Origin of the sequence: Pseudokineococcus lusitanus, from assembly GCF_003751265.1 — a bacterium.
In the GTDB taxonomy this organism is placed as follows: Bacteria; Actinomycetota; Actinomycetes; order Actinomycetales; family Quadrisphaeraceae; genus Pseudokineococcus; species Pseudokineococcus lusitanus.
The window spans coordinates 461152-476840 of the sequence record NZ_RJKN01000001.1; the positions used below are offsets into that span (position 1 = coordinate 461152).

General features: G+C 76.2%; 14 protein-coding genes. 2 read left to right on the top strand and 12 right to left on the bottom strand.

Annotation, left to right across the window (positions count from 1 at the left end):
* Positions 1 to 215: 215 nt before the first annotated feature.
* From leuA to hisD, 3 genes are all read right to left on the bottom strand, one after another.
* A complete protein-coding gene (gene leuA / locus EDC03_RS02075; RefSeq protein WP_123378503.1) occupies positions 216 to 1952 on the bottom strand; it encodes a 2-isopropylmalate synthase in 1737 nt (578 codons plus the stop codon).
* Positions 1953 to 2198: 246 nt separating this feature from the next.
* On the bottom strand, positions 2199 to 3017 hold the full coding sequence (locus tag EDC03_RS02080; protein ID WP_123378504.1) for a nitrilase-related carbon-nitrogen hydrolase: 819 nt from the start codon (positions 3015 to 3017) through the stop codon (positions 2199 to 2201).
* Position 3018: 1 nt separating this feature from the next.
* On the bottom strand, positions 3019 to 4344 hold the full coding sequence (hisD, locus tag EDC03_RS02085) for a histidinol dehydrogenase (protein WP_123378505.1): 1326 nt from the start codon (positions 4342 to 4344) through the stop codon (positions 3019 to 3021).
* Positions 4345 to 4415: 71 nt separating this feature from the next.
* Between hisD and EDC03_RS02090 the strand changes: the two genes are divergently transcribed.
* Positions 4416 to 5363 carry a LysR family transcriptional regulator gene (locus EDC03_RS02090; protein WP_123378506.1) on the top strand — a complete coding sequence of 316 codons (948 nt, stop codon included), beginning with the start codon at positions 4416 to 4418 and terminating at the stop codon, positions 5361 to 5363.
* 121 nt (positions 5364 to 5484) lie between these two features.
* Entirely contained in the window at positions 5485 to 6954 is a 1470-nt protein-coding gene (locus tag EDC03_RS02095) for a purine-cytosine permease family protein (RefSeq protein ID WP_123378507.1), read from the top strand.
* Between the two features lie 49 nt (positions 6955 to 7003).
* Here the strand turns inward: EDC03_RS02095 and era are convergent, their stop codons facing one another.
* The 9 genes from era to dnaJ form a co-directional block, all read right to left on the bottom strand.
* The gene (era, locus tag EDC03_RS02100) at positions 7004 to 7990 is read right to left on the bottom strand and encodes a GTPase Era (protein ID WP_241966979.1); all 987 of its coding nucleotides are present in this window, start codon (positions 7988 to 7990) and stop codon (positions 7004 to 7006) included.
* Positions 7987 to 8442, bottom strand: coding sequence for an rRNA maturation RNase YbeY (gene ybeY / locus EDC03_RS02105; protein WP_123378508.1), 456 nt, complete (start codon positions 8440 to 8442; stop codon positions 7987 to 7989). Before ybeY ends, era begins: the two co-directional genes overlap by 4 nt.
* Positions 8439 to 9614 carry a PhoH family protein gene (locus EDC03_RS02110; protein WP_123378509.1) on the bottom strand — a complete coding sequence of 392 codons (1176 nt, stop codon included), beginning with the start codon at positions 9612 to 9614 and terminating at the stop codon, positions 8439 to 8441. Before EDC03_RS02110 ends, ybeY begins: the two co-directional genes overlap by 4 nt.
* A gap of 126 nt (positions 9615 to 9740) precedes the next feature.
* Positions 9741 to 10139, bottom strand: coding sequence for an HIT domain-containing protein (locus EDC03_RS02115; protein WP_123378510.1), 399 nt, complete (start codon positions 10137 to 10139; stop codon positions 9741 to 9743).
* Positions 10140 to 10247: 108 nt separating this feature from the next.
* A complete protein-coding gene (locus EDC03_RS02120) occupies positions 10248 to 11306 on the bottom strand; it encodes an iron-siderophore ABC transporter substrate-binding protein (RefSeq protein WP_123378511.1) in 1059 nt (352 codons plus the stop codon).
* Between the two features lie 76 nt (positions 11307 to 11382).
* The gene (locus tag EDC03_RS02125; protein WP_123378512.1) at positions 11383 to 12234 is read right to left on the bottom strand and encodes an ABC transporter ATP-binding protein; all 852 of its coding nucleotides are present in this window, start codon (positions 12232 to 12234) and stop codon (positions 11383 to 11385) included.
* Positions 12234 to 13337 carry a FecCD family ABC transporter permease gene (locus tag EDC03_RS02130; RefSeq protein ID WP_123378513.1) on the bottom strand — a complete coding sequence of 368 codons (1104 nt, stop codon included), beginning with the start codon at positions 13335 to 13337 and terminating at the stop codon, positions 12234 to 12236. Before EDC03_RS02130 ends, EDC03_RS02125 begins: the two co-directional genes overlap by 1 nt.
* A complete protein-coding gene (locus EDC03_RS02135; RefSeq protein WP_123378514.1) occupies positions 13334 to 14425 on the bottom strand; it encodes a FecCD family ABC transporter permease in 1092 nt (363 codons plus the stop codon). Before EDC03_RS02135 ends, EDC03_RS02130 begins: the two co-directional genes overlap by 4 nt.
* Positions 14426 to 14541: 116 nt before the next feature.
* A complete protein-coding gene (gene dnaJ / locus EDC03_RS02140; RefSeq protein ID WP_123378515.1) occupies positions 14542 to 15663 on the bottom strand; it encodes a molecular chaperone DnaJ in 1122 nt (373 codons plus the stop codon).
* Between the last annotated feature and the right edge of the window lie 26 nt (positions 15664 to 15689).

The following is a 15689-nucleotide window of genomic DNA, read 5'->3' on the forward strand; positions in this document are numbered from 1 at the left end:
CCGCGGGCGGCCGCGCGCCGCCGCCCGCCCCGGCGGGGCGGCACGACGAGGCGTCACCCTCCCTGTCGGGCGGCGGCCACCCTAGGTGAGCCCGCCGACGGCGAGGGGTGGTCCGCGTCACCCGACGTGGTCAACGGCGGTGGGCCGAGCGGGCGGCGTGCCGCGCCGGACGGCGCGGCACGCCCCCTCCCGGTGGCGCCCCCGGGCGTACGCCCTCAGGCCTCCCGCAGCGCGCGGTTGACGGCGCTGAGCACGGCGCGGAACGCCGCGACGACGGTGTTGGCGTCGATCCCGACCCCCCACAGCACCCGGTCGCCCACCTGGCACTCGACGAAGGCGGCCGCGCGGGCGTCGCCGCCCTCGCCCATGGCGTGCTCGCTGTAGTCGAGGACGCGCACGTCGACGCCGTCGCCGCGCAGCGCCTCGACGAGGGCGTCGATGGGGCCGTTGCCGAGCCCCTGCAGCACCCGCTGCACGCCGCCGTCGGTCACCTCGACGGACAGCCGCGAGGCGCCGTCGACCTCCGTCTGCTGCTGCAGGCCCCGCAGGGCGTAGCGGCCCCAGGTGCGCGCGGGGTCGGACGCCGGCAGGTAGGCGTCCTCGAAGATCCCCCACAGCGAGCGCGCGTCGACCTCGCCGCCGGCCTCGTCCGTGCGGGCCTGGACGATGCCGGACAGCTCCACCTGGAGACGGCGCGGCAGGTCGAGCTTGTGCTCGGAGCGCATGAGGTACGCGACGCCGCCCTTGCCCGACTGGCTGTTGACGCGGACGACCGCCTCGTAGCTGCGCCCGACGTCCTTGGGGTCGACCGGCAGGTAAGGCACGGCCCAGGTCAGGGAGCGGACGTCGACGCCCTCGGCCGCCGCCCGCCGGTCCATCGCGTCGAAGCCCTTCTTGATGGCGTCCTGGTGGGAGCCGGAGAAGGCGGTGTAGACGAGGTCGCCGCCGTAGGGGTGGCGCTCGGGGACCGGCAGCTGGTTGCAGTACTCGACCGTGCGGCGGACCTCGTCGATGTCGGAGAAGTCGACCATCGCGTCGACGCCCTGGGTGACGAGGTTCAGCCCCAGCGTGACGAGGCAGACGTTGCCGGTGCGCTCGCCGTTGCCGAAGAGGCAGCCCTCGACGCGGTCGGCGCCGGCCAGCAGGCCCAGCTCCGCGGCGGCGACGCCGGTGCCGCGGTCGTTGTGCGGGTGGAGGGAGAGCACGACGCCCTCGCGCGGCACGAGGTGCCGGCCCATCCACTCGACGGCGTCGGCGTAGACGTTGGGCGTCGACATCTCCACCGTGGCCGGCAGGTTGATGATGACCGGCCGCTCGGCCGAGGCCTCGAAGACCTCGAGCACCGCGTTGCAGACCCGCGCCGCGTACTCGAGCTCGGTGCCCGTGAAGGACTCGGGCGAGTACTCGTAGGTGATCTGCGTCTCGGGCACCGTCTCCTCGAGCTTGCGGCACAGCCGCGCGCCCTGGAGCGCGATGTCGAGGACTCCGTCCTCGTCGAGGCCGAAGACGACCTCGCGCTGCAGCACGGAGGTCGAGTTGTAGAGGTGCACGATGGCGCGCGGGGCGCCGGCGACGGCCTCGTACGTCCGCTCGATGAGGTGGTCGCGCGCCTGCGTGAGGACCTGGATCGTCACGTCGTCGGGGATGTGGCCGCCCTCGACGAGCTGGCGCACGAAGTCGAAGTCGGTCTGGCTGGCCGACGGGAAGCCGACCTCGATCTCCTTGTAGCCCATGGCGACGAGCAGCTGGAACATGCGCATCTTGCGGGCGGGGCTCATCGGGTCGACCAGCGCCTGGTTGCCGTCGCGGAGGTCGACCGCGCACCAGCGCGGCGCCTGCTCGAGGCGGCGGGTGGGCCACGTGCGGTCGGGCAGCTCCACGGTGATCTGCTCGTGGAAGGGGCGGTACCGGTGGACCGGCATCGCGGAGGGCTTCTGGTGGTGGTCGCGCATCTCGTCCTCGTCCGGGTCGGGTGACGGCGCCGGGCCCCGCGGTGCGCGGGAGGCCGGCGGAGGTGTCACCGGCGGCGGCTGCGGCACACGCAGGACTCCGCGACGAGGGGGCCGGTGACTAGTGGCCCTCGCCGCGGCAGCCGAGGAGGAGGCTCACGCGCACGGGGAGACCGTAGCGCCTGCCGCGCGGGGTGCGCGGGGCGGCGTCGCCCCGCGCCCTCCTGGGCCGCCCGGGGCCCGTCCCGCTCAGACGTAGAGGTCGGGCCGCCGGTCGCGGTGGACGTGGTTGCGCGTGCTGAGGTCGTGGCGTCCGGCGCGCAGCTCGACGTCGACGTCGAGCCGTCCCTCGGCGTCCGTGGTGCCGCGCAGCCAGCCGTCGGTCCCGACGACGGACGTCCCGCGCGTCCAGCGCTCGCCGCGCTCCTCGCCGCGCCGGTCGCAGCAGAGCACGGCGACGCCCGAGGACCGGGCCGCCGCCATGGCCTGCACGACCTCGGGCGGGTGCTCCCCCGCCGGCGTCGGGACGGCCGGCCAGTTGGTCGGCACGGCGATGATCTCGGCGCCCGCGAGGGCGAGACCCCGTGGCATCTCGGGGAACTCGAGCTCGTAGCAGACGAGCACCCCGAGCGGGCCGACCGGCGTCGGCACGACGACGGCCGCGGCGTCGCCGGGGGCGAACACCTCCTTCTCGGTGTCCCACAGGTGGCTCTTGCGGTGCACCGCGCGCACGCCGCCGGCCGTCACGACGGCGGCGCTGTTGTGGACCACCCCGTCCCCGGCCTCGGCGAAGCCGACGACGAGGACCGCGTCCTCGGGCAGCAGGCGGGCCCACCGGTCGAAGGCCGCGTCACCGGTGGGGAGGGCGGCCTCCCGGGCCTCCTCCGGCGTGAGGTGGTAGCCGCTCGTCGCCAGCTCGGGCAGGACGAGCAGGCGCCGACCGGCGGCCACCGCCCCCGCGACGGCCTCCTCGACGGCGCGGAGGTTGCCGGCGACGTCGCCGATGACGGGCGCCAGCTCGTGGCACCGCACCGGGACGACCCGGTCCCCCGCGCCCGCGCCGGGCACCTCAGGCGTCCGCGGCCAGCTGCGCGAGGCGCAGGCGCGCCGTCTCGCTGTGGGCGGCCATGCCCTCGGAGTCCGAGATGACCTGCACGGCAGGCGCGACGGCGGGCGTGGCCTCGCGGGCGACCCGCTGGAAGGTCAGCGGCTTGAGGAAGCGGGCGACGGAGAGGCCGGCGCTGTGCTTGGCGCCGCCGGCCGTCGGCAGCACGTGGTTCGTGCCGGCCATCCCCTTGTCGGAGTAGGCGACCGTGCTCCACGGCCCGAGGAAGAGCGAGCCGTAGCTCTGCAGCCGGCGGTGGTACCAGTCGTCGTCCTCGGTGATGACCTCGAGGTGCTCCGGCGCCAGGTCGTCCATGAGGACCGCGGCGGTCTCGCGGTCGGCCGCGACCGTGACGGAGCCGAAGTCGCGCCACGCGGGGCCCGCGACCCACGCGGTCTTCAGCGTCTCGAGCTGCCGCTCGACGGCCTCGACGACCGCCCGGCCCAGCGCGTCCGACGTCGTGACGAGGGCGGCGGGCGAGTTCGTCCCGTGCTCGGCCTGCCCCAGGAGGTCGGCGGCGACGACCTCCGGGTCGGCGCTGCCGTCGGCGAGGACGGCGACCTCGGAGGGGCCGGCGAGGAGGTCGATGGCGACCGTGCCGAAGAGCTGGCGCTTGGCCTCGGCGACGTACGCGTTGCCCGCGCCGACGAGCATGTCGACGGGCAGCTCGTCGAGGAGGCCGAAGGCCATGGCCGCGAGCGCCTGGACCCCGCCGAGGACGAAGAGGCGGTCGACGCCGGACACGTGCGCCGCGTACGCGACGGCCGCGTTGACGGCACCGTCGGGCTGCGGCGGCGTGCAGGCGAGGACGCTGCCGACCCCGGCCTCCCGGGCGACGCCGACCGTCATGAAGGCGCTGGCGGTGAGGGGGAAGCGGCCGGCGGGGAGGTAGGCGCCGACCCGCGGCACCGGCACGTACCGGACGCCGGTGACGACGCCGGGCACGTGCTCCACCTCGAAGTCCACGAGCCGGCCGCGCTGCTCGGCGGCGAAGCGCCGCGTGCGCCCGGCCCCCAGCTCGATCGCCTCGCGGAGCTCGGGTGCCAGCCGGTCCCCGGTCGCGGCGACCTCGGCCGCGGTCAGCTCGAAGGAGGGGCGCTCCCAGCGGTCGAGCCGGCGCGCGTGGTCGCGCACCGCGTCGAGGCCACGGGTCTCGATGTCGCGCAGCATCTCCGAGACGGTCGCCGCGACCGCCGGGTCCCGCTGGGCGGCCGGCGCGTCGACGCCGGGCGTCTTGAGGTGGTGGAACGAGCCGTCGAGCGAGGCGAGGACGCGGGGGGAGAAGCGCATGCGGCGAGGCTAGGAAGCGCGTCGCCCCTGGACAAGGGCCGACGTTCCTGGGGCAGCCATAGAGTCGACCTATGACGCTGATCCAGCTGCGCGCCTTCCTCGCGGCCGTGCGGACCGGCTCCTTCACCGCCGCCGCCCGGGAGCTGGGCACCACGCAGCCGACGATGTCCGAGCTCGTGCGCAAGCTCGAGGAGGAGGTGGCGCTCCCGCTCTTCGTCCGGGCCGGGCGGCGGCTGACCCTCACCGCGGCGGGCGAGGAGCTGCTGCCGTGGGCCCGCCGGACCGTCGACGGCGCCGCCGGCGCCGAGCACGCGCTCCGCTCGCTGCGCGGCCTCGAGGGCGGGGTCGCCTCCTTCGGCGTCCTGCGCAACGCGCCGTTCTACGTCCTGTCCGACCTCGCCCTGACCTTCCACGCCGCCCGCCCCGGCGTCCGGATCCGGCTCGTCGGGCAGAACTCGGTCGAGGTGGCGGAGGCCGTGCGCGCGGGCGACCTCGAGGCGGGCCTCGTCGTGCTGCCCGTCGACGCCACGGGACTCGAGGTGACGCCGCTCTTCCGCGACGAGGTGCTGTGGGTGAGCCGCGACCCGGCCCGGACCGCCGCCCCCGTGACGATGGAGGACGCCGCACGCGCCCCGCTCGTCCTCTACGACGCCCACTACGGGTGGGCGGACCCGACCCGGCGCCAGCTCGCCGACCGCGCCCAGGCGGCCGGCGTCCGCCTCGACCCGGTCGTCGAGGTGGAGAACGTCGAGTCCGCCCTCGCCCTCGTGGCCCGTGGCATGGGCGACACCGTCGCCTCGCGTGCCGTGACGGCGCACGCCTCGTTCCCCGAGGGCCTCACGACGGCGCCCTTCGCCGAGCCGCTGCACGACACCATCGCGCTGGTGCAGCGCGTCGGGTCGACGCTCTCCCCCGGCACCGCCGAGCTGGCGCGGACGGCGACGGAGATGCTCACCACGCGGGTGCCCGCGCTCGAGCCGGCGCCCCGCGGCCGCGAGGGGGCGCACCGGGGCGCATAGCCGGGGGCGATGACCGGCATAGGCCGAGCCCTTCTTGTCCGCCGCCGCGCCGGGTGGAAGCGTCTCGCGCTGCCCGAGCCCGCCGGCGTGACGTCGCGACCGGCCTCCCCCTGGAGCAGCGATGACCGACCTCCCGGCCAGCCCCTCGACCGCGCCGCAGACCGGCCGGGTCGAGTCCCGCTCGATCGACTGGGTGCCCCTCTCCGAGCGCGGGGGGACGGCGCGGTCGCTCTTCCCCCTGTGGTTCATGGCCAACGCCAACATCACGACCCTCGCCACCGGCATGCTCGGCGCGGCCCTCGGCGCCACGCTGGCGCAGTCGCTGCTCGCGATCGTCCTCGGCGTCGCCGTCGGCACCGTCTTCACGGCCTTCCACTCGGCCCAGGGGCCGCAGCTCGGGCTGCCGCAGATGATCCAGTCGCGGGCGCAGTTCGGGTACCGCGGCGTCCTGCTCATCTGCGCCGTCGTGGTCTTCAGCCTCGTCGGCTTCAACATGTTCAACCAGATGCTGGGCGCCGAGGTGCTCACGGCGACGACCGGCGTCGACGCGCCCGCGCTCTGGTACGTCCTCATCAGCGTGGCGGCCGTGGTCCTGGCCGTCTTCGGCTACCACTGGATCCACGCCGCGCAGCAGTGGCTGACGGTCCTCTTCCTCGCCACCTTCGGCGTCTTCACGGTGCTCGCGCTCGTCGTCGTGCCGCTGGACCCCGCGCAGCTCTCGCTCGCCGGCCTCGAGCCCACGGCCTTCCTCGTGCAGTTCGGCGCCTCGGCCGCCTACGCGCTGGGCTGGGCGCCGTACGTGTCCGACTACTCGCGCTACCTGCCCCCGCAGACGAGCCCGGCGAGGGCGCTGTCCTTCACGTACGGCGGCATCTTCGTCGGCGCGGCCTGGCTCATGGGCCTCGGCGCCTTCGTCGCGGCGACCTTCGCCGGCGCGGAGCCCGTCCAGGGCGTGCGCGACGCCGCCGACGCCGTCCTGCCCGGCGCCGGCACGTGGCTCTTGCTGGCGGCGCTGCCCGGCCTCGTCAGCGTCATCACCGTCAACGTCTACGCCGCCTCGATGGAGCTCATCACCATCGTCGACTCGGTCCGGCCGATCCGGCCCACGACGCGGGCCCGCGTGCTGGGGTGCGTCGTCGTCGGGCTCGCCGCGCTCGTCGGCTCGCTCGTCAGCACGGGCGCGTTCCTGGCGAACTTCGGCAGCTTCCTCGTCGTTCTCCTCTACGTCCTCGTGCCGTGGACGTCGGTCAACCTCGTCGACTACTACCTCGTGCGCCGCGGCCACTACGCCGTGCGGGAGATCTTCGTCCGCGACGGCATCTACGGGCAGTGGGGCTGGCAGGGGCTGGCCGCCTACGGCATCGGCGTCGTCGCGATGGTGCCGTTCGCGGTGACGGCCTGGTGGACGGGCCCGGCCGCCGAGGCCCTCGGCGGGGTGGACGTCGCCCTCTTCGTCGGGCTGCTGGCCTCCGCGGTCGCCTACCTCGCGCTGGCCCGGACCCTCGACCTGGCCCACGAGCGGGAGGTGGCCGCGCGGCTGGCCGACGACCACGCCGAGCGGGCCGTCGCCTTCGGGCGGCCGCAGGGCTGACGGGCCGGCGGCGCGGGGACGGGTCGGACCGCCCGCCCCCGCGTCGTCCTCAGAAGCCGAGCCGCGCGAGCTTGCGGGGGTCGCGCTGCCAGTCCTTGGCGACCTTGACCCTGAGGTCGAGGAAGACGGGCACGCCCAGCAGCGCCTCGATGCCCGCGCGGGCCTGCGTGCCGACCGCGCGGAGCCGGGACCCGCCCTTGCCGATGACGATGCCCTTCTGCGAGTCCCGCTCGACGAAGAGCTGCACGTGGACGTCGAGCATCCCGTCGTCGCGCACGCCGCCGTCCGACGTCGGCCGGGGCGCCATCTCCTCGACGACGACGGCGAGGCTGTGCGGCAGCTCGTCGCGGACACCCTCGAGGGCGGCCTCGCGGACGAGCTCGGCGACCATGACGGCCTCGGGCTCGTCGGTCAGCTCGCCCTCCGGGTACATGGGCGGGCCCTCGGGGAGGTGGCCCAGCAGCACGCGCTCGACGACGTCGACCTGGTCGTCGCCGACCGCCGAGACCGGCACGACGTCGGCCCACGGCAGCAGCTCCGACACCTCGAGGAGGTGCCGGGCGAGGCGGTCCGGGCGCACGAGGTCGGTCTTCGTGACGAGCGCGACGAGCGGCGTCCCGCGCCCGGCCGAGGCGGCGAGCGGCTCGAGCTGCGAGGCCACCCACCGGTCGCCCGGGCCGACGGGCTGGTCGGCGGGGAGGCAGAAGCCGACGACGTCCACCTCGGCCAGGGTGGCGAGGACGAGGTCGTTGAGGCGCTGGCCGAGCAGCGTGCGCGGCCGGTGCAGACCGGGCGTGTCGACGAGGACGAGCTGCGCCTCGGGCCGGTGGATGATGCCGCGCACCGTGTGCCGCGTCGTCTGCGGGCGGCTCGAGGTGATGGCCACCTTCTGGCCGACGAGCGCGTTGGTCAGCGTGGACTTGCCGGCGTTGGGCCGGCCGACGAGGCACGCGAAGCCGCTGCGGTAGCCGTCGGGCACGGACGGCAGGCCGAGGCCCTGGCCACCCTGACCGCCCGAGCCGCTCCGGCCGCTCACCGGCGCTCCGCCAGGTGCTCGAGGAGCAGGCGGCGCTGGAGGGCGAACATCTCGCGCTCCTCCTCCGGCTCGGCGTGGTCGTAGCCGAGCAGGTGGAGCAGCCCGTGGGTCGTGAGGAGCAGGAGCTCGTCGGCGGTCGAGTGCCCGGCCGAGCGGGCCTGCCGGACGGCGACGGGCGGGCAGAGGACGAGGTCGCCGAGCAGCCCGGGCGGGCTCGGGTCCTCGGCGCTGCCGGGCCGGAGCTCGTCCATGGGGAACGAGAGGACGTCGGTAGGACCCTCCTCGCCCATGTGCTGCTCGTGCAGGGCCGACATGGCCTCCTCGTCGACGAGGAGGACCGACAGCTCGGCCTGCGGGTGCACGTGCAGCGCGTCGAGGACGTGGTGCGCGAGGTCGACGAGGCCGCGCTCGTCGACCTCGTACGTCGTCTCGTTGAGGACCTCGACGCTCACGCCGTGCCCTCGGCGGGGCCGTCGCCGTCGTCCTCGACGGGCCGGGCCTGCCGCGGGGGCCGCGTGGGACGGGTCCCGCCCGCGCGGCGGACGTCGCGCTGCTGGCCGGCCGGGCTCACGACGGCGCGGTCGGCGTCCCACCGGGCGTACGCCTCGACGATGTCGCTGACGAGCTTGTGCCGGACGACGTCCGCGGCCTCGAGCCGGGCGAAGACGACGCCGTCGACGCCGTCGAGCACCTGCTGGACGACCTTGAGGCCGGACTCGGTGCCGCTGGGCAGGTCGACCTGCGTGACGTCGCCGGTGACGACCATCTTCGAGCCGAAGCCGAGGCGGGTGAGGAACATCTTCATCTGCTCGGCGGAGGTGTTCTGCGCCTCGTCGAGGATGACGAAGGCGTCGTTGAGGGTGCGCCCGCGCATGTACGCGAGCGGCGCGACCTCGATGGTGCCGGCGGCCAGCAGCCGCGGGACCTGCTCGGGGTCGAGCATGTCGCCCAGGGCGTCGTAGAGCGGCCGCAGGTACGGGTCGATCTTCTCGGTGAGCGAGCCGGGCAGGAAGCCGAGCCGCTCCCCCGCCTCGACGGCGGGGCGGGTGAGGACGATGCGGGAGACCTGCTTGGCCTGGAGGGCCTGCACGGCCTTGGCCATGGCGAGGTACGTCTTGCCGGTGCCGGCGGGGCCGATGCCGAAGACGACCGTCGACTCCTCGATGGCCTCGACGTAGCGCTTCTGCCCCAGCGTCTTCGGCCGGATGACGCGCCCCTTGCTCGACAGCACGTCGAGGGTGAGCACGTCGGCGGGCCGCTCGACGGTCGCCCGGCGGAGCATCGCCACGGAGCGCTCGACGGCGTCGGGCGTGAGGTGCTGGCCGGCGGCCACGACGGCGGACAGCTCGTCGACGAGCCGCTCCAGGAGGGCGACCTCGGCCGCCGGCCCGGCGGCCGTCACCTGGTCGCCGCGGACGTGCACGTCGAGCTCGGGGAAGACGCGCTCGACGACGCGCAGCAGCTCGTCGCCGCTGCCGAGCAGGGCGATCATGGGGATGCCCGGCGGGACCACCACGGTGTGCCGGGTCGTGGCGCCGCGGCGGGGCGGTGCCGTCGGGGGGACCTGCCGCTGGTCGCGCCGGGGCTGCTGCCGGCCGTGCTGCGGTGCGTCGGGCTGCGTCATGGGCGGGCCGGGGCCCCGGGCTCCTCGCGGGCGGCGCACCTCGTCCGGGTGCTCGTGGCCCCCAGGGTAGACGCCGCCGCGCGCGGGCACCGGGCGGCGCACGGGCCCGCGCCGCTCACGGCGGTGTCAGAGGTGGCCGTCGAGGCTCGCGCCGGGCGCGGCGAGGACGTGGCCGTGCGCGTGGTGGACGGTCTGCCCCGCCGAGGTACCGGTGTTGAAGACGAGCCGGTGCTCGCCGGCGGTGCACCCGCCGTCGGCCGCGACACGGGCGGCCGTCGCGACGAGGTCGGCGAGGGTGGCCGGGTCGGCGGCCCCCAGGGCCACGACGTCCGCGTGGTGGGCGCGGGGGACGACGAGCACGTGCAGCGGCGCCTGGGGCGAGAGGTCGCGGAAGGCGACGACCCGGTCGGTGCTCGCGACGAGCTCGGCGGGGACGTCCCCGCCGACGATCCCGCAGAAGACGCAGCCCTCCTCGCGGGCGCCCGTCCCCGTCGTCGCGCCGCTCGTCCCCTCGGTGCCGCTCATGGCCGCGACCCTACGGGCGCGGCCGGGGCGGGGCCCGGGCGGAGCGCCCGGGAGGCACGACGTCCCCGGCGCCGCGCGGGCGCCGGGGACGTCGGGGGACGGCGGTGGTCAGGAGACGGTCGTCGCGCCCGCGCCGTAGCCCTCGCCCGCGACGGCGGCCGCGAGGGTCTCGACGATCTCGTCGAGGCCGTAGGTCGCCGACAGGGCCGTCGGCGGGGAGACGGAGGAGACGAGCGACTGGCCCGTGACCAGCGCGATGCCGTCGCCCGCGTACTGGGGCAGCGCCTGCGTCGACGGCTTGGCGAGGAAGGTGTCCTGCGCCTCGGGGGTGTCCGCGTAGTTGAGGAGGACGTCCGCCGTCAGCTCGTCGGTGCGCTCGGGGCTCAGCGTGAAGAAGAAGGTCGACTCGCCGGTGTCGAGGTCGGTGACGCTGGGCGCCGTCTCGAAGCCGAGGTCCTCGAGGAAGCCGACCCGCGGGTCCGCCGGCAGGTAGACGTAGAAGGCGTCGAGGTCGTAGACGGCCGCGATGGTCGACCCCTCGAACTCGGGGTGCTCGGCGGCGGCCGCGGAGACCTGCTCGTCGATGTCGGCGAGGACCTGCTCGGCCTCCGCCTCGCGCCCGAGCGCCTCGCCCGCCGTCGTGACGACGTCGCGCCACGGCGTGGACCACGGCTGGTCGGGGTAGGCGACGACGGGCGCGATGGCCTCGAGCCGGTCGAACTGCTCCTGGGTGAGCCCCGAGTACTGGGCGAGGATGACGTCGGGGTCGGCCGCGAGGATCTCCTCGTACGGCGGCTCCTCGCCCTCGGTGAGCAGCGTCGGAACCTCGGCGCCGGCCTCGTCGAGCGCGGTGCGCACCCACGGCAGGACGCCCTCCTCGTCGCCGCCGTAGGTCTGCGTGGGGATGGCCACGGGCACGACGCCGAGCGCGATGGCGGCGTCCGTCGTCCCCCAGCCCCAGGTGACGACGCGCTCGGGCGCCTCCTCGATGACGGCCGGGCCGAGCGCGCTCTCGATGGTCACGGGCTCCCAGGCCGCCGCGGCCGTCGTGCCCCCCGAGGGCGCCGCGCCCTCGTCGGACGTGCCGGCGTCGTCGGAGCCGCAGGCGGGCAGGAGCAGGAGGACCGCCGCGGCGGCGGGCAGCAGGCGGAGGGTCGTGCGAGGCATGGGGGCACCTTCGGGCTCGGGCGGTGGTGAGGTCAGGCTCACCTTAGCCAGAGCGGGTGGGTGCGGACGCCCCGTCTCAGCGCGGGACGACGAGGGGCCCGCCGGTCACCGGGTCGGCGAGCACGACGGACTCGAGCGCGAAGGCGTCCCGCACGCACCGCTCGGTGAGGACCTCCTCGGGCCGGCCCTGCGCGTGGACCCGTCCCCCGGCCATGACGACGAGGTGGTCGGCGTACCGGGCGGCCATGTTGAGGTCGTGCAGCACCATGAGGACGGTCGTGCCGGCGGAGCGGTTGAGGTCGCGCAGCAGCTGCAGCACCTCGACCTGGTGGGCCACGTCCAGGTAGGTCGTCGGCTCGTCGAGGAGGAGGACGCGCGGCTGCTGGGCGAGCACCATGGCGACCCAGACCCGCTGGCGCTGGCCGCCCGAGAGCTCCTCGACGCGCCGCCCTGCGAGGTCGTGGGTCCGGGTGACCGCGAGCGCCCGCGCCACCACGCGGTCGTCCTCGGCCGACCACCGCTGGAACGGGCCGTGGTGGGGGTGCCGGCCGCGCCCCACGAGGTCGCCGACGGTGATGCCCTCCGGCGCGAGCGGGTGCTGCGGCAGCAGGCCGACGACGGAGGCGAAGGCGCGGGGCGACGTGCGGGCGACGTCGCGGCCGTCGAGCGTGACGCGGCCGGTCGCGGGGCGCTGCAGCCGGGCGAGGGCCCGCAGCAGCGAGGACTTGCCGCAGCCGTTGGCGCCGACGACGACGCTCACCTGCCCGGACGGCACCTCGAGGTCGACCTCGTGGACGACGCGGCGGCCGGAGTACTCGACGGACACGCCCCGGGCGACGAGGGCGGGCGGCGGGGTGCCGTCGCCGCCGAGGGCGCCGAGCGGGTCGACCGCGGCGGGCGCGGCGGGCGGGGCGGTCGTCGGGGCCATCAGGCACCTCCGGGGCGGGGGCGGACGGTGGTGAGGAGCCAGAGCAGGTACACGCCGCCGACGACGCCCGTCACGAGGCCGACGGGCACCTGGCGCCCGTCGAGCGCGTGCTGGGCGAGGACGTCGCAGGCGGTGACGAGCGTCACCCCGACCGCAGCGGTCGGGAGCAGCGCCGCCCGCCCGTCGCCGACGAGGCGCCGGGCGACCGGGGCCGAGGCGAGGGCGACGAAGGCGACGGGACCGGCCGCCGCGGTGGCGGTGGCCGCGAGCCCCACGGCGAGGAGCACGGCCACGAGCCGGGTCGCGCCGGCCCGGACGCCGAGCGCCGTCGCGGCCTGCTCCCCCAGCGCGAGGACGTCGAGCCGCCGCGAGAGGGCGAGCGCGAGGGGGACGAGGACGACGAGGGCGACGGCCAGCCGGGCGTTGCCCTCCCACGAGGCGGAGGCGACGGAGCCGCTGATCCACGTCAGGGCGGTCTGGGCGTCCTGGACGTCGCTGCGGCTGAGGAGGTAGCCGAGGACGCTCGACGCGGCGAAGGCGAGGCCGATGCCGCAGAGGACGAACCGGCGGCCGTCGAGCCCGCCGCGCCAGGCCAGCGCGAGCGTGGCGCCCGCGGCGACGAGGGCGCCGACCAGCGCGCCGAGCGGCACCCACGCGGCGTCGAGGCGCAGGACGAGGAGGACGGCCACGGCGCCGACCGCGGCGCCCTGGGTGACGCCGATGACGTCCGGCGAGGCCAGCGGGTTGCGCAGCACGGACTGGAACAGCCCGCCCGACAGCGCGAGCCCGACGCCGACGAGCGCGCCGAGCGCCAGCCGCGGCCCGCGGAACTCGCCGAGGACGAGCTCCGTGATCTCGTCGCCCTGCCCGACGAGGCCCAGCGCCACCTGGCGCAGCGGGAGGGGGAAGTCGCCCACGGACAGGCTGACGCCCGCCACGACGAGCGACAGCAGCAGGAGGGCGCCGGTGACGCCGGCCGAGCGGCGACGCCTCCGGCGCGACGCCCCCCGCAGGAGGTCGAGGGCGACGCGCTCGGCGTCGGCGACCTCGGCCGGGCCGGGCGGCACGGCGGGGCCCGGCCGCTGCGCGACGTCCGCGCTCACGCCGTCACCGCCCGCGAGCGCCGCACGACGGCGACGAGCACCGGGGCGCCGACGAGGGCGACGACGAGCCCGGCCTGCAGCTCCGACGGCGGCACGACGACACGACCGACGACGTCCGCGACGAGGAGGAGGACCGGGCCGGCGAGGACGGAGCACGGGAGGACGAGGCGGTGCCCCTGCCCGACGAGCAGCCGGACGGCGTGCGGCACGACGAGGCCGACGAAGACGACCGGGCCGGCGAGGGCGGTCGCCCCGCCCGCGAGGAGCACGGCGGCGACGAGGACGACGGCCCGGCCGAGCCCCACCCGCTGGCCGAGCCCGCGGGCGAGGTCGTCGCCGAGCGCCATGGCGTCGAGGAAGCGCGCGGAGCCGAGCGCCAGCACGACGCCGACGGCGACCAGCGGCCCGGTGGCGAGGACGACGTCCCACCCGCGGCTCGACAGCGAGCCGACGGACCAGAAGCGGTAGACGTCGAGCGTGGTCCGGTCGCCGAGCACGACGAGGGTCAGCAGCGACGTCGCGACGGCGTTGACGGCGGCGCCGACGAGGGCCAGCTTGACCGGCGTCGCCCCGCCCCAGCCGAGCGAGGCCACGACGAGCACGACGGCCCCCGCGACCGCGGCGCCCGCCACGGCGAACCACACGAGGCCCGACGCCGCGGTGACGCCCGTCGTGGCGATCGCCGTGACCACCGCCAGCGACGCCCCGGCGTTGATGCCGAGGAGTCCGGGGTCGGCCACGGGGTTGCGCGTGAGGCCCTGCAGGAGGGCGCCGGACAGCCCGAGCGCCGCGCCCGCGACGAGCCCGACGACGGTCCGCGGCAGCCGCAGGTCACGGACGACGAGGTGGTCGTTGTCCCCGGCGACCGGCGACCAGAGCGCCTGCCAGACGGTGCCGAGGGAGAGCGGCCGGCTGCCCACCGCGAGGCTGGCCGCCACGGCCAGGACGAGCAGCGCGACGAGGACGGCCACGACGACCACCCGGCGCGACGCCGTCCGCGGCCGGGCGGCGTCGGCGGTGCCGGGCGTCAGGGCCGGCGCGTCCGGGGTCGCGGCGGCGCCGGGCGCGGTCGCCGACGAGGGCTCCACGGGCGGGCCTCCGGGTGCTCGACGACGGTGCGCGGACGTTAGGAGAGCCTAACCGTCCACGCGCCCGTCGACGCCACCCCCGGAGGGGTCGCCCGCTCGCCCGCTCGCCGCCCGGGTCAGCGCCCGGAGATGAGGTCCCGCAGCCGCCCGAAGACGCCGCCGCCCGCGCTCGTCAGGCGCCCCTCGGGCGCCTGCTCGCCGCGGAGGTCGGCGAGCTCGCGGAGCAGCTGCTCCTGGCGCTCGTCGAGCCGGGTCGGGGTCTGCACGTCGACGTGGACGAGCAGGTCGCCGCGGCCGCCGCCGCGCAGGTGGCCGACGCCGAGCCCGCGGAGGGTGTGGACCTCGCCGGACTGCGTGCCGCCCCGGACGTCGACCTGCTGGCCGCCGTCGAGCGTGTCGACCGTCAGCGTCGTGCCGAGCGCGGCGGCCGTCATGGGGACCTGCACGGTGCAGTGGAGGTCGTCCCCGCGGCGGGTGAAGGTCTCGTGCGCCTTCTCGACCACCTCGACGTACAGGTCGCCGGGGGGACCGCCCGCGACGCCCACCTCGCTCTGGCCCGCGAGCTGGACCCGCGTGCCCGTCGAGACGCCCGCGGGGATGCGGACGGTGAGGGTGCGGCGCTCCTGGACGCGGCCCTCGCCGGCGCACTCGGGGCACGGCGACGGGATGGTCGTGCCGAAGCCGCCGCAGCCGGGGCACGGCATGGCCGTCGTCACCTGGCCGAGGAAGCTGCGGACCTGCCGCTGGACCTGGCCGCGGCCGCCGCAGACGTCGCAGGTCCGCGGCGAGGTGCCGGGCTGGCAGCACGAGCCGGAGCACGTGGAGCAGACGACGGCCGTGTCGACGGAGATCTCCTTGTCGACGCCGAAGACGGCGTCGTGCAGCTCGACCTCGACGCGCAGGAGGGCGTCGGCACCGCGGCGGGCCCGGCTGGCCGGGCCACGGGCGCCCGCACCGCCGGCGGCGCCGCCGAAGAAGGTGTCGAAGATGTCGCTGAAGCCGAAGCCCCCGGCCGCGCCCCCGCCGCCGAAGCCCCCGAGGGTCTCGCCGCGGTCGTAGGCGCGGCGCTTGTCCGGGTTGGACAGCACGTCGTAGGCCGCCGAGACGTCCTTGAACCGGTCCGCGGCGTCGGGGTTGACGTCGGGGTGGTACTTGCGCGCCAGCTTGCGGTAGGCCTTCTTGATGTCCTCCGTCGACGCGTCGCGGGAGACGCCGAGGGCCTCGTAGTGGTCGCTCACCGGGGTGCTCGCTCCTGTCGGTCGGG

Excerpts from the sequence above, each read along its gene's own strand:
- EDC03_RS02115 (WP_123378510.1), bottom strand. The coding sequence starts at position 10,139 with ATGAGCGGCACCGAGGGGACGAGCGGCGCGACGACGGGGACGGGCGCC.
- EDC03_RS02125 (WP_123378512.1), bottom strand. The coding sequence starts at position 12,234 with ATGGCCCCGACGACCGCCCCGCCCGCCGCGCCCGCCGCGGTCGACCCG.
- EDC03_RS02120 (WP_123378511.1), bottom strand. The coding sequence starts at position 11,306 with ATGCCTCGCACGACCCTCCGCCTGCTGCCCGCCGCCGCGGCGGTCCTC.
- EDC03_RS02110 (WP_123378509.1), bottom strand. The coding sequence starts at position 9,614 with ATGACGCAGCCCGACGCACCGCAGCACGGCCGGCAGCAGCCCCGGCGC.
- hisD (WP_123378505.1), bottom strand. The coding sequence starts at position 4,344 with ATGCGCTTCTCCCCCCGCGTCCTCGCCTCGCTCGACGGCTCGTTCCAC.
- EDC03_RS02090 (WP_123378506.1), top strand. The coding sequence starts at position 4,416 with ATGACGCTGATCCAGCTGCGCGCCTTCCTCGCGGCCGTGCGGACCGGC.
- EDC03_RS02095 (WP_123378507.1), top strand. The coding sequence starts at position 5,485 with ATGACCGACCTCCCGGCCAGCCCCTCGACCGCGCCGCAGACCGGCCGG.
- leuA (WP_123378503.1), bottom strand. The coding sequence starts at position 1,952 with ATGCGCGACCACCACCAGAAGCCCTCCGCGATGCCGGTCCACCGGTAC.